This is a genomic window from Deltaproteobacteria bacterium HGW-Deltaproteobacteria-18 (assembly GCA_002841885.1).
GTDB lineage: Bacteria > Desulfobacterota > Desulfovibrionia > Desulfovibrionales > Desulfomicrobiaceae > Desulfomicrobium.
This window is the reverse complement of the sequence record PHBE01000001.1, coordinates 243,979-256,701: the sequence shown is the minus strand read 5'-3', so window position 1 is coordinate 256,701 and position 12,723 is coordinate 243,979. Positions and strand designations below refer to the sequence as shown.

General features: G+C 59.9%; 12 protein-coding genes. 4 read left to right on the top strand and 8 right to left on the bottom strand.

Translation table 11 applies throughout. From position 1 onward, the window contains the following. Positions 1 to 131: 131 nt before the first annotated feature. Together CVU60_01195 and CVU60_01190 are read left to right on the top strand one after the other, a co-directional pair. On the top strand, positions 132 to 677 hold the full coding sequence (locus CVU60_01195; protein ID PKN43661.1) for a YeeE/YedE family protein: 546 nt from the start codon (positions 132 to 134) through the stop codon (positions 675 to 677). Further along, complete coding sequence (locus CVU60_01190) at positions 674 to 1,204, top strand: YeeE/YedE family protein (GenBank protein PKN43660.1); 531 nt, start codon at positions 674 to 676, stop codon at positions 1,202 to 1,204. Before CVU60_01195 ends, CVU60_01190 begins: the two co-directional genes overlap by 4 nt. 343 nt (positions 1,205 to 1,547) lie before the next feature. On the opposite strand, the gene glpX is transcribed toward CVU60_01190, so the two are convergent. From glpX to CVU60_01150, 8 genes are read right to left on the bottom strand one after another with little or no spacing between them, the layout of a single operon-like run. Beyond that, on the bottom strand, positions 1,548 to 2,528 hold the full coding sequence (gene glpX, locus CVU60_01185) for a fructose-bisphosphatase class II (GenBank protein PKN43659.1): 981 nt from the start codon (positions 2,526 to 2,528) through the stop codon (positions 1,548 to 1,550). A 1-nt stretch (position 2,529) separates the two neighbouring features. Beyond that, a complete protein-coding gene (gene tkt / locus CVU60_01180; protein PKN43658.1) occupies positions 2,530 to 4,503 on the bottom strand; it encodes a transketolase in 1,974 nt (657 codons plus the stop codon). A 29-nt stretch (positions 4,504 to 4,532) separates the two neighbouring features. After that, the gene (gene rpiB, locus CVU60_01175) at positions 4,533 to 4,982 is read right to left on the bottom strand and encodes a ribose 5-phosphate isomerase B (GenBank protein ID PKN43657.1); all 450 of its coding nucleotides are present in this window, start codon (positions 4,980 to 4,982) and stop codon (positions 4,533 to 4,535) included. Further along, on the bottom strand, positions 4,983 to 5,309 hold the full coding sequence (locus CVU60_01170; GenBank protein PKN43656.1) for a hypothetical protein: 327 nt from the start codon (positions 5,307 to 5,309) through the stop codon (positions 4,983 to 4,985). A gap of 20 nt (positions 5,310 to 5,329) precedes the next feature. Continuing rightward, positions 5,330 to 6,100 (bottom strand): hypothetical protein, encoded by a 771-nt coding sequence (locus CVU60_01165; protein PKN43655.1) that lies wholly within the window; start codon positions 6,098 to 6,100, stop codon positions 5,330 to 5,332. Further along, complete coding sequence (locus tag CVU60_01160; GenBank protein ID PKN43654.1) at positions 6,097 to 7,794, bottom strand: hypothetical protein; 1,698 nt, start codon at positions 7,792 to 7,794, stop codon at positions 6,097 to 6,099. Before CVU60_01160 ends, CVU60_01165 begins: the two co-directional genes overlap by 4 nt. Then, positions 7,791 to 8,564 carry a hypothetical protein gene (locus CVU60_01155; GenBank protein PKN43653.1) on the bottom strand — a complete coding sequence of 258 codons (774 nt, stop codon included), beginning with the start codon at positions 8,562 to 8,564 and terminating at the stop codon, positions 7,791 to 7,793. The genes CVU60_01160 and CVU60_01155 overlap by 4 nt, the downstream gene beginning before the upstream one ends. Then, positions 8,554 to 9,627: an RNA polymerase subunit sigma-70 gene (locus CVU60_01150; GenBank protein PKN43731.1), complete on the bottom strand. Its 1,074-nt coding sequence runs from the start codon at positions 9,625 to 9,627 to the stop codon at positions 8,554 to 8,556. Before CVU60_01150 ends, CVU60_01155 begins: the two co-directional genes overlap by 11 nt. A gap of 177 nt (positions 9,628 to 9,804) precedes the next feature. Between CVU60_01150 and CVU60_01145 the strand changes: the two genes are divergently transcribed. Both CVU60_01145 and CVU60_01140 read left to right on the top strand, forming a co-directional pair. After that, entirely contained in the window at positions 9,805 to 12,216 is a 2,412-nt protein-coding gene (locus tag CVU60_01145; GenBank protein ID PKN43652.1) for a methionine synthase, read from the top strand. A 28-nt stretch (positions 12,217 to 12,244) separates the two neighbouring features. Beyond that, positions 12,245 to 12,712 carry a GNAT family N-acetyltransferase gene (locus CVU60_01140; protein ID PKN43651.1) on the top strand — a complete coding sequence of 156 codons (468 nt, stop codon included), beginning with the start codon at positions 12,245 to 12,247 and terminating at the stop codon, positions 12,710 to 12,712. Positions 12,713 to 12,723: the final 11 nt, after the last annotated feature.

Here is a 12,723-nt window from a genome sequence, read left to right as displayed (position 1 = left end):
AGAGTGTGTCCGGCTCAATGTCGCTGCAAACGGTCCTCAGTATGTTCAGGATATGTCACGCTGGCGGATGAGCTTGCATTGGTTTGTTCTGTTGAGCTATTTCGGCATCAATCAAACAGGAGGTATGTCGTATGAAACCCAAAAGAAAGGATTCCGGCGGATGGAGTCCATATCTGGCCGGAGCATTGGTTGGCGTGCTGGCCATTGTATCAGCCTATGCCTCGACGGCCTGGCTCGGAAAAACAAATTATCTGGGTGCCTCGACCACCTTTGTGCGCGGCGTGGGCGTCATTGAAAAGCAGGTCATTCCCGAGCACGTGCAGGCCAATGAATATTTCACCAAGCAAAAGGTGAAGGTCGACTGGCAGTTCATGCTGGTGCTTGGCATCTTCGCCGGAGCACTTATCGCTTCGAGCACGGACAAGAGCTTCAAGCTCGAAAGCGTTCCTCCGACCTGGGAAAAACATTTCGGGCCATCCGTCGGCAAGCGAGCCGTCTGGGCTTTCCTGGGCGGGATCGTGGCCATGATCGGTGCCCGGATGGCGAGTGGCTGCCCCAGTGGGCACGGTCTCAGCGGAATGATGCAGCTTTCCGTCAGCGCTTTTGTGGCACTGGGCATGTTTTTTGGTGTGGGCGTAATAGTGGCTTCGATCGTTTACAAGAGGAGGTCACGATGAGCACGGAACAAATTCTGGGACTGGTCACCGGCATCCTTTTCGGCTTTCTGTTGCAGAAAGGCCGGGTATTGCGCTTCGAGAAACAGGTCGGTGCCATGCTGCTCAAAGACATGACCATCCTCAAGTTCATGCTCTCGGCCATCATGGTGGGCATGGTCGGCATTGCCGCAATGTCTGGAGCCGGCATGATCACCCTGAGCCATAAGGCCATGAACGTGGGCGCCGTTCTTGTGGGTGGCGGCCTGTTTGGGGCGGGGTGGGCGGTCGTGGGCTACTGTCCGGGAACCTCCGTTGGAGCTCTGGGCGAAGGGCGCTGGCACGCAATCTTCGCCATCATCGGCATGTTGGCGGGTGCGGCAATCTATGCAGAACTGTATCCTTTTTTTCAGCGCACGGTTCTGTCCTGGGCCGATTACGGCAAGATCGGATTGCCCGAGACCCTGGGCGTGTCGCCCTGGGTTGTGATCATCGTGTTTGTCTGTGTTGTGTTGGGATTATTTAGGTGGTTTGAGAGCAGGGGGCTTTAGTCTTTTTTGATTGGGTATCCTGTTCGGAAAGCGGCCCGGTGCCGTCATGGCCTTGGGCCCCGCCTGAACTCCTTCTCGGGCCTCGTAGAGTTGAATCGTTGCGTGCAGGGCGATAATCCGAAGCCGCGCAGGGGCAACGATTCAACAAACGATGCCTGGTTCAGTCAGACAGCAGGCGAGCCCCAAGGCCATGACGACACCGGGCCTTGTGGCGTTGCTGGGGGTGATTGAGGCGTCGGAGGTGGATGAGGATGAGGGGGTGCACCGTTATTTGCGGGAACGAAAAAAGCGCCTCCGGCCGGACATCGGCTGGAGGCGCTTCGTGTTTTGCGAGCCCGCGGGTCTAGTACTTGATGGCCGAGAAGCGCATCAGCTTGTCCCACTGGTGGGTGGAGGTGATGCGGCGGATGGTGCCGGTCTTGCCACGCAGGACCAGCGAGTGGGTGGTGGCTCCCGTGCCGGTGTAGGAAACGCCGCCCAGGAACGTGCCGCCCGAAATGCCCGTGGCCGCGAAGAAGACGTTGTCGTCGCGGATGAGCGTGTCAGTGGTCAGCACCTGGTTCAGGTCCAGTCCGAAGTCGAGCACGTTCTTGCGTTCGGATTCGGACTGGGGATCGAATTGGGCCAGAATCTCGCCGCCAAGGGCCTTGATGGCGCAGGCCGCCAAAACGCCTTCAGGGGTGCCGCCGGTGCCGAACATCATGTCCACGTTGGAGGATGGGTCGACGGCCATGAGTGCTCCGGCCACGTCGCCATCGGTGTGCAGCTGGATGCGCGCCCCGGCGGTGCGGATCTGGGCAATGAGATCCTTGTGGCGCGGCTTGTCCAGAACGAAGATGACCAGATCCTCAACCTTTTTGCCCAGAGCCTTGGCAGTGGCCTCAAGATTGTGGGCCACGGGGGCGTTCATGTCGACAACGCCCTTGGCCGGGGCCGGGACCACAAGTTTTTTCATGTAGTAGCTCGGGCCAGGATTGAACATGGTCCCGGCCGGGGCCAGTCCGACCACGGCGATGGCATTGGGCCGCCCGTAAGCCAGCAGGTTGGTGCCTTCGACAGGATCGACGGCAACATCCACGGCTGCACCCCGGCCTGTGCCGATATGCTCGCCGTTGTAGAGCATGGGTGCTTCATCCTTCTCGCCCTCACCGATGACGATGCGGCCGTCGATATCCAGCGTGTTGAAGGACAGCCGCATGGCGTCCACGGCTGCTCCGTCGCCTTCGTTCTTGGCGCCCTTGCCGAGCCAGCGGGCCGAGGCCAGGGCCGCGGCTTCAGTGACCCGGACCAGGTCCATGGCCAGATTTCGTTGCGGGGCTTCCATGCTATTCCTTGATGAACTTGATGAGGTTGGCGGTGGTGAATCCGTACTCTTCCTTCAGCACGCCGGCCGGGGCCGAAGCGCCGAAATGGTTGATGCCCCACACCTTGCCGTCCAGTCCGACGTATTTGTACCACAGGTCCGAGCGACCGGCCTCGATGGCTACGCGGCGGGTGATGGAGCGGGGCATGACGGATTCGCGGTACTGGGCGCTTTGCTCGTCGAAAAGTTCCATGCTCGGAACGGAAACGACGCGGATTTTCAGCTCTGGACAAGCCTCGGCGGCTTCCACGGCCAGATGCACTTCCGAGCCGGAGGCCAGAATCAGCATCTCGGGGGCTGTTCCTTGGGGATCGCGGATCACGTATGCACCCTTGCTCACATGTTCTTCCAGCTGTGTCGGCAGCTCGAGTACGGGCAGGCCCTGGCGGGTGAAGATCAGGACGGAGGGTCGTGACTTCTGTTTCAGGGCCACCGCCATGCAGGCCGCGCTTTCGCGTGCGTCGGCCGGGCGCAGGACCAGAAGGTTCGGGATCAGACGCAGGGAGCTGACATGCTCGATGGGCTGATGGGTAGGTCCGTCTTCGCCGACGAAAAAGGAATCGTGGGTGAAGACATGCAGGACCGGCAGGTGCTGCAGCGCGGACATGCGGATGGCGTTTCTCTCGTAATCGGAGAAGACGAGGAAGGTCGCACCGAAGGGAACGATGCCGCCGTGCAGGGCCAAGCCGTTCAGGATCGCGCCCATGGGGAATTCGCGCACGCCGAAGCAGAGGTTGCGACCTTTTGCGTTGCTGACGGCGTTGAAAATTCCTGCGAACTCGCGGAATTTGACGGTCTGGTTGGAAGGATCAAGATCGGCCGAACCGCCCATGAGCGTGGGCAGTTGTTCCATCATGGCGCCAAGGCAAGCGCCAAAGGCTTTGCGAGTGGCCACACTGGTTCCGGATTCGAAGTCCGGCCAGGTCAGGTTGCGCTGGCAGACCGGAGTGGTCGCGTTTTCCCATTTGGCCGCGAAGTCGGGGTTCGAAAGCCGGTCAGCGATCAGTCCGTCCCATTCATTGCGGGCCGCACCCAGGGATGCGAAGCGTGCGCGGAAGTGTGAGAGTACGTCTTCGGGAAGATGAAAACTCTCATCGGGCAGTTTGAGTTTTGCCTTGGTGGCCGTGATTTCCTCCACGGGCAACGGGGAACCGTGGGTGGATTCGCTTCCCTCCAGAGTGGCGCAGCCCTTGGCCATGGTCGTGTGGCCGATGATCAGGGTCGGCTTTGCCGTCTCGGCCTGGCCTGCGACGATGGCTTTGCGGATCTGCTCGTGGTCGTGGCCGTCGATCTCGATGACCTGCCAGTGCATGCTCTCGAAAAGAGCCTTGTGGTCGATGGTGTCCGCCCGGCATGTCGGTCCGGCCAGCTGGATCTTGTTGCTGTCATAGTAGACGATGAGCCTGCCCAGTCCCCAATGGCCGAAAAGGGCGGCGCTGCCGAGGCAGATGGGTTCCTGGACGTCGCCGTCGGAGACCAGCGCATAGGTGAAATGCCCTGCACTCTCGGCATCCAGGTAGTCGCGCAGAAATGCTTCGGCCACGGCCATGCCGCCGGCCATGGCGAAACCCTGGCCCAGCGGTCCGGTGGTGGCCTCGACGCCGTCGGTCATGTCGTGTTCGGGGTGCCCGGGAGTCTTGCTGCCGAACTGGCGGAAGGCCTTGAGATCATCGACGCTCAGACTGCCCCGCAAGGTAAGCAGGGCGTAAAGCAGAGCGGATTCATGACCCGCGGACAGCACGAAGCGGTCGCGGTTGAACCATTTGGGATCCTTGGGATCGAAATTGAGGAATTCCTTGAACAGTACGTAGGCAAAGTCTGCCGAGGACATGGCGCCGCCGGGATGGCCGGAGTTGGAGGCCCGGACCGTGTCCATGATCAGGCCCTTGATGACGTTGACGGCTTTGGTATCTATCGGGGAAGCGTTGGTGGTCATGATGGTTCTCGTGATGTGCGAAAGAGGCGTTATGATTGTTGATGCGAGGGGGTCTGCCGATCGATCAGGTCCACGCGGCGCTGGTGGCGTCCTCCCTCGAACTCGGTGCCGAGGAACGCGTCGGCGATGGCCTTGGCCAGATCGACTCCAATGATGCGTTCGCCCATGCACAGCACATTGGCGTCGTTGTGCATGCGGCTCATGCGGGCCATGTATTCGTTGGCGCACAGGGCGGCACGGATGCCCTCGAAGCGGTTGGCGGTGATGGACACGCCGATGCCGGAGCCGCAGATGAGGATGCCCGTGGCGTCAAGTGCCAGCACTTCGGTGGCCAGTTTGCCCGCGATGTTAGGGTAGTCGCAGCTATCCAGGGAGTGGGTACCGACATCGATGGTTTTGAAACGCCCGGCAAAGTGCTCCATGAGAATGTTCTTGAGTCCGAAACCCGCGTGGTCGGAGCCGAAGACGATGGTGCGCATCTAAACCTCGGTGCCGCGTTCTTCTGCGCGGTTCTTGATGTAATCGGCCCGGGTGGAGGCCAGTTCCTGTTCCAGATGGGCGATCTCTTCCTGCAGGAAGCTGATCTGTTTCAAGGTCAGGTCATTGTCGCTGGCCTTGGGATCGAAGGCTGCGCCCTTGGTGTGGCTTGCGGCGTAGCTGCGGCCAAGATTCTGGAATTCTTCGGCCAGACGCTTTTCCATCTGCCGGATTTCCCAGCGCCGAAAGCCCTTGATGAATACCCACTTGCCCTCGCTGGCAAGGAGCTTGAATCCGTTGGTGACGGGTTTTAACGTGTCCTTGAGCATTCACTCCCTCCAATGAAGTTTTAGTTTTGCCGAGGCGCGGATGTGATGCGCATCCATTGTACGTCCTGGGGCAAATTCAGGTCCAGGTCGCGGTTCTGCCATTCTCCGCCGGCTTCAAGGGATTTGACCCTGAGCACGGCCTTGCCATCCCTGGGGGATGAAAAAGTGTGTTTGTCGTAGAGGACATGGTCGGGAAATGCCGGTGCCGAGTAGACCCCTTCACAGGTCAGCGTCCAACCCTTCCTGCCGCCAAGGATCAGCGTCTCCATGTTTTCCGGGGTTTCCACATAGGCCACGTCGCCCGAGGAAAAATTGAAACGGATGCGTCCTTCCCGGGTTCCTTCGACAGACGTGTATTCCGGCGGCAGGATCGGTCCGAGGTTGCCGCCGAGCAGGGCGCTGATCTGCCTGGCGTCGAACGGCACGGGAATCTGGAAAAGGGCTAGCCCGGCCCGGGCCTGGGCGTGCCGGTAGGCCTTGTTCTCCGAGGGGATGTAGGCGATCCAGAGGTCGGGAGTTTCGCGGATCAAGGCCACCGATGCTCCTGTGCCCGAGGACAGGTCCAGGCGGATGATGGAAGCCGGATAGCCCCAGAGCTGTCCCACCATGCGTCCGGTGCGCTCGCTGGTTGCCACCTGCATGGAAAAGCGGGCCGTGACGCGGTCTCCGGCAGCAGATCTCGGATGCAGGGTGGACCAGATGCGCGAAACCGCCTCCGGATCCCGGATCGGTATCTGCGGGGCGCATCCTCCAAGGACGGCGAACAGGATGACAAGAGCAAAAAACCTCATCGCGTCCGGCCCAGGGAGTTGAGTTTGGTCCGCACCTGCTGGGCATTGTCGCCTTCAAGCTCCAGCGAGTTTGCATAGCCTTTGCGAGCCTCGATGATGAAGCCTATGGCACGGGCGATGTCGCCGTAGTGCTCCCAGATGACCGGGTCCGAATCCACAAGCTGAACAGCGCGCTTTATCTCGCGCCAGGCTTTCTTGTTCTTGCCCTGCTTGAAATAGACCCAGGCCAGGGAGTCGATGAAGTAGCCGTTGTCAGGCTTGACCTGGAGGGCGCTTTCGATCAGCAGCTGCGCCCGTTCCAGGTCGCGGCCCTGCTCCGCCAGGGTGTAGCCGAGGTAATTGAGCGCATCGGCGTGCTCGGGATCCTTGGAGATGACCTTTTCCATCATGATCATGGCCTGGTCACGGTGTCCCATGCGATCGTAGATCAGGCCCAGTCGGTAGAGGACAGTCGTGTTTTCCGGCCACATGCCCGTGGTCTGGAGCAGCACATCCAGCGCTTTTTGATATTCTTTCTCGAATTCGTGCATCTCCGCCATGATGATGCGAAATTCCGGCTGTTTGGGGAAAAGCGTCATGGCCGACAGACACAGTTCCCTGGCCGCTTCCCTCTCATTTTTCTGGTGGAGAAGGTGGATGCGGAATATCAGGCTGCGCTCATAGTGCTGATGGCTCGCGGGAATGGATTCCAGATAGGCCAAAGCCTTGTCCGGATTGTCGCGGCCTTCGTATTCGAGCACGGCCAGGAAAAATAGTGCGTCGCTGGGGATGGGATTTTCCTGGGCCATTGGGTCCAGAAGCTCCGCCGCATGGTCAAAGAAATCCTGGTTCAGCAGCAGGTTGGCCGCTTCCAGAACCAGCCCTTGATCATCCGCGCCCTGTTGCACGTAGGAGAGAGCCTGGTCTGGATTGTTGAGCTTCAGGTTAAGTTCGATCAGGCGAAAGAGGATCTGCTGGTTTCCAATCCCCAAATCCACGAGTTTGGCGAAGACGCGTTCCGCATCGATATAGTTTTTCTGGATTTCGTACGTCAGGCCGAGCTCTATCCACGCGTTGTAATATTCGGGGTCCAGGGCCACGGCCTGCTGGTAGGCGGTGATGGCCTTGTCATAGAGTTCGAGTCCGAAAAAACCTTTGCCGAGGAGAAACTTTGTTGTCGGGGTGGCGTCTTTTGGAGGGATGGCATTGAGCCTGTCCACTGCCTCGCCGAACTCCCCCTGCTCCAGACGATAGAGCGCGGCTTCATGGGCCAGGTCGGTCTGTTCAGGATGATTCTTGCGGTAGTCGTCCAGGATGAGCACGGCGTCGTCAAAACGGCCTTGAGCCGCATAGGTCTTGCCCAGGGTGCTGACCAGCGCTTCGGAGTCCGGATAACGGGCCAGACCCTGATTGAGGACAACCAGGGCATCGGAAAATCTGGAGGCGCGCCAGTGCAGGTTGCCCAGTTCAAGGTAGAGTTCAGGCGTGGGCTTGATGGCGATGGCCTGCTCAAGTGCCTGGGCTGCCTGTTCTTTCTTGTTTTCCTGCAGCAGTTCGCGATACGCCAGATAGGAATAGATGGCTTCGGCTTCGGAAGAGGCCGGAACTTGAGCTGGAGGCGAAAGCGGGGGAGCCGATGCGGTTTGGTGGGCGCACCCCAGGGAAGCCGCTATGGCGGCGGGAAGAAGGATCCAGAGGACAAGCTTTCTGATCATGCAGTGATGTGTCCGGAGCAGTCATTTTTTCTACAAAATGCCTGGATTATTTGATAAATCTTTTTGCCCATGTCGAGCCCGAGTTCAATGAATTCCGGTCCGTAAATTTTTCCGGCCGGAGTGCGGAACGTGTTCTGGATGGACGCCACAACCTCAAGTCCGGCGGGAAATTTATCCAGAATCTGCTCAAGGGTCCACTCCTGATAATTACATATTTCCCACAGGGTGGTGATGAAATTGTCAGGCCCCCAACGAAATTTGTCTGCGTCGTAAAGCGCATCGGCCAAAAGTTGCGTCCCGGGATTGTCGAACTCGGCCGGAGCCGAAAAGGCTTCATGGCATCGCACAGCGTTGGCGATCATCTGCTTTTCCTCGTCCGTGAGGGGATAGTCCCGCAGGATCAGCAACGCAAGGTCTGCGCCGCGAGTGGCGTGGTCGCCTTCAAGGCGGCAGGTGTCATGCAGCAGGCCCGCGAGCATGGCCATGAGGCTCAGTCTCCGCGCCTGCTCCAGCCCCAGCGCCTCCGCCTCGCCAAGGATCAGCGCGCTGCACTCGATGGCGACTTTTTTGGAGTGGTCGATGCCGTGCCCGAACTCGTCGTTCAGAAAGGGCAGCACATCCTCCCGGCACCGCAGGACCATGGGGTGCGAAAAGAACGTGTCCCGGGCGGAGGCGAGCTCCGCGCTCATGGCCGTATAAAAGCTTGGCAGGGCGTCAGGTGTTACAGCTGCGCTTTCCTGCTTGATGCGAAGGAGAGTCTCATTCTTCATGTTCAATCCACTCTGCGGAGAAATCTTGGATGGTGCTCGACATCTGGGCCTTTATTTTTTGCAGGAGACGGGCTTCGATCTGGCGTACCCGCTCGCGGGTGATCCCGTACTTGTCGCCGATCTCGCGCAGGGTGATGGGCGAGTCGGCCAGGAGGCGCTGCTCAAGGATGTCGAGCTCCTTTTCATTCAGGCCGTCCCGTATGGCATCAATATTGTCATGGATGAGCACGCTGATCTCGTCGGCGGCCATCTGTTCCTCGATTCCGGCCTCAAGGGCCGGAATGAAGTCCATGGGCGTGAAGCTCGAGTCGTCCCCGATCTTCATGTCCAGGGACACGTCGTGCTGACCCAGGCGCTGACCCATTTCCACGATGTCGGCTTCGGAAACCTGCAGGTTTTTGGAGAGGGTCGATGTGCTGGGGTCGAAACCCTGGGCCTGCAGACGCTGGCGCTCCTTGCCCAGGTTGTAGAAGAGCTTGCGCTGGGCCTGGGTGGTTCCGATCTTGACCATGCGCCAGTTGTCCATGATGAATTTCAGGATGTAGGCCTTGATCCAGAACGAGGCATAATAGGAAAACTTGATGCCCTTGTCCGGGTCGAATTTCTGGACCGCCTTCATGAGGCCCACGTTGCCCTCCTGGATCAGATCGAGCACGTTCTTCATCCAGCGCCGCTGAAAATCCATGGCGATCTTGACCACCAGTCGCAAGTTGGAAGTGATGAGGATGAAGGCTGCCTGCTCCTCCTTTTCGTCCCGGTAGCGTCTGGCCAGATCGAATTCCTCGTCCTGCTCCAGCGGCTTGAATTTCTTTATTTCCTGAAGGTAGATGTGCAGCGGGTCCAGGGTCGCGACTTCGCGTCGGGGCACGGTGGCCAGGACCAGCGGGGCTATTTCGTCGATCTCGGCAGTATCAGCCTCGTCGTCGGAATCGTCGATGACATCGACATCGAATTCATCGGTGTCCTCTGATAAGGGCGTTTCGAGCTCTTCATCCAGAGCATTGTTTTCGGGTCGCTTATTGGGATTCATGATGGTGCGTAGCTGGAGGTGGTTCTTGGGCATCACGTGCTGCAAATGTGAAAAGGGTGCCCGGGGCTGTTCCGTGAGAAGCGTTGTGGAGAATCAATCCGTCATTTCGGAGTTTTCCATCATAGAGTTTTTGTTTGTCCTTTTCAATGATTTTCAGTAGGGCCCTTCGTTCACCGGAGTGTGAATTTTTGAACTACGTGAGGTGTTGAAATGCGCGATTTTCGCCAGGCACTCAAGGGCGGAAACGTTCTTATCTTTGACGGGGGCATGGGCAGCCTGCTCCAGCGTCGCGGCCTCAAGGCCGGACAGTCCCCCGAGGAATTCGGGATGGCGCGGCCGGATGTTGTCGCGGCGATCCATGCCGAATACGCCCGTTCCGGGGCGAATGTGGTCACCACCAACACGTTTGGCGCGACCCGTTACAAGCTCCCGCACGGTATGGACGTGTTCGAGGTCAATGAAAGCATGACCCGCGCCGCGCGTCAAGCCGTGGGTGGCGCGGTTTTTGTGGCCGGCAGCGTCGGGCCTACGGGCAAGATGATCGAGCCTCTGGGGGACATCTCCTTCCGCGGGCTGGTGGACGTCTTCAAGGAGCAGATTCGCGGCCTGGCGGCAGGCGGTGCGGACCTGATCCTGGGTGAGACCCACTTCGATCTGGCCGAGGCCAGGGCGGTGGTCGTGGCCGCGCGCGAAGTCTGTGATCTGCCTGTGGGCATCAGCATGACCTTCGAGGGCGGAGTCAGCCTGACCGGAACCACCCCGGAAGTCTTTGTCCAGACCATGGAAAACATGGGCGTGGACCTTGTCGCCTCCAATTGCAGCGCAGGGCCCGAGCAGCTGATCGAGATCGCCAGGGCCATGCTGCGCGTAAGCCGGACTCCGGTCCTCATCGAGCCCAACGCGGGTTTGCCCGAACTGGTTGACGGGGCCACGGTTTTTCGCCTGCCCCCGGACCCTTTTGCCGCTACGGTTTCTACTCTTGTGGAAGTTGGGGTCTCCTGTCTTGGCGGTTGTTGCGGCACGACTCCGGAGCACATCCAGGCCCTGAACGCGCTTTGCGCAGGCAAGACAGTGTCGCGTCCCGAGATTTTCAATCCCCCCTGTCTTGTAGTCACGTCCCGTTCCCAGGCGGTGGAGTTCGGGTTTGATCGACCCTGTCGCATCATCGGAGAGCGGATCAACCCCACGGGCAAGGCCGAACTCACGGCCGAGCTGCAGCGTCTTGAGACCCGCCGTCTCATGACCTACGCGGAGGAGCAGGTCGCGCGCGGAGCCGATCTTCTGGATGTCAACGTGGGCGCGCCCATGGTCGAAGAGGCGCGCATGCTGCCCCTGGCCGTCCAGGCCCTGACCAGCGCCCACGCCATCCCCCTGTGCCTGGACTCCAGCGATGTCTCGGCGATCCGGGCGGGCCTTGAGGCTTACCCCGGCTCGGCGCTGATCAATTCCATCAGCGGCGAGGAAGAGCGGATGGATATCCTGGGGCCGCTGTGTCGCGACTATGGCGCGCCGTTCATCCTGCTGCCGCTTAAAGGGCGCAAGCTTCCCGTCACGGCAACCGAGCGGCTGGCCATCATCGAGGAACTTCTGGTCAAGGCCGAAAGCCTGCGCATCCCGAGGCGTCTCATCCTGGTCGACGCCCTGGCCCTGACCGTGTCATCCAAGCCCGAGGCGGCCAAGGCATGCCTGGATGTCATCCGGCACTGCCGGGAGCGCTGGGGACTGGGCTCGACCATGGGGCTGTCCAACATCTCTTTTGGTCTGCCGGCCCGGGACCTGATCAATTCGACCTTCCTGGCCATGGCCATGGGCGTCGGCATGACTTCCTTCATCGCCAACCCCAACGCGGTACGCATCCGCGAGAATCTGGCGGCGGCGGAAGTGCTCCTTGGCCGGGACAGCCAGGCCGCGGGCTTCATCGCCTCCTATGCCGGGTGGAATCCGGGAAGTCCCGTGACCGCGACCGTTTCCGGACCGGCCGACGAGGACGGCAGCCCCGTGGCGCTGGCGGTGATAAAAGGCCAGAAGGATCGCATCGTCGACCTCCTTCAGGAGCGCATCGCGGGCGGCGAGGACCCTTTTGTCCTTGTCGACGGCGAGATGATTCCGGCCATTGCCAAGGTGGGTGAAAAGTACGAGAAGAAAGAGTATTTTTTGCCGCAGCTCCTGCTTTGCGCCGAAACCATGCAGATCGGCTTCGAGTCCATCAAGCACCTGCTCGTGCGGGAGGGGCAGGAGGTCAAGGCCACCATCGTCATGGCCACGGTTGAGGGCGACATTCATGACATCGGCAAGAATATCGTCTGCCTGATGCTCAGGAATTTCGGCTACACCGTCATTGATCTCGGCAAGGACGTGGCTGCCGCGGACATTGTCGCGGCGGCCGTGACGCACAAGGCCTCGGTCATCGGGCTGTCCGCGCTCATGACCACGACCATGGTCCGCATGGAGGATACCGTGCGCCTGGTTCGGGAGCAGGCTCTTCCCTGCCGGGTCATGGTCGGCGGTGCTGTGGTCAGTCAGTCCTATGCGGATCTGATCGGCGCCGACGGCTATGCCGACGACGCTGTGGCGGCGGTGCGGGTAGCCACCCGGCTCTGCGCCGAGGTCCGTTCGGCCTGAGTTTTTACAGATTCAAGCAGGAACAAACATGGAAAAACATACACTCAGAAAGGCGACAATCGCCGATGTCAAAGCCATTCACCGGCTGCTCATGGATTGCGCCACCAAGAGGCTGCTTCTGCCCCGGTCTTTCGGAGAACTCTATTCCCACCTGCGGGATTTTATCGTGGCCGAGGACTCGGAAACCGGTACGGTGGTCGGCTGCTGCGCCTTGACCATCACGTGGGAGGCTTTGGCCGAAGTCCGTTCGCTGGTGGTTGCCGACAGCGCTCAGGGCCAGGGTCTGGGGCGCCGACTGGTGGAATTTTGCGTCAGCGATGCCGTGACCTTTGGTGTTTACAAGGTGTTCGCCTTGACCTATCAGGTGCCCTTTTTTCAGAAGCTGGGTTTTTTGGAAGTGAGCAAGGATATTCTGCCGCAGAAGGTCTGGGCCGACTGTCTCAAATGTCCCCAGTTTCCCGAATGCGACGAAGTGGCCATGATGATTGAATTATAAGTTACGACATA